This is a genomic window from Xanthomonas pisi DSM 18956, assembly GCF_001010415.1.
Lineage (GTDB): Bacteria > Pseudomonadota > Gammaproteobacteria > Xanthomonadales > Xanthomonadaceae > Xanthomonas > Xanthomonas pisi.
On the sequence record NZ_JPLE01000036.1, the window covers coordinates 1 to 453 of the forward strand.

A 453-nucleotide genomic window follows, 5' to 3' on the forward strand; every position below is an offset into this window, starting at 1 on the left:
CGCCAGACCCTTTTGTGATTCCACACATGTCCGCGACGGCGGATGATCTGAAAGAGCTTTCCAAATCCACGCTCGGGAAAACGCTCGGCCAACTCGGACAACAGCGCAATGACCTCCTCGTCGCGATCGGGACGGCGCCGATAACGTGCTGTCGAACGAGCCACGCCAACCACCGAACAGGCCCGGCGCTCGCTCCAGCCATGCCGCTCGACGAGCCAGGCAAGCAGCGGGCGCTTGTGCGCCGGGTCTACAGCTTTTTTGCGATGACATCCTTTAATGCATGGTTTTCCATCGCGAGCTCGGCGTACATGCGTTTGAGCTTGGCGTGCTCGGTCTCCAGGTCGCGGAGGCGTTGCACGTCAGCGGCCTCCATGCCGCCGTACTTGGACTTCCAGACGTAGTAGGTCGCCTCGGAAATGCCCAGCTCGCGACAGACATCCTTGACCTGGCGTC

General features: G+C 61.4%; 1 pseudogene. It reads right to left on the reverse strand.

Annotated elements, in window-relative coordinates:
- Window positions 1-453: pseudogene (locus Y887_RS18985) on the reverse strand (transposase); the annotation flags it as partial.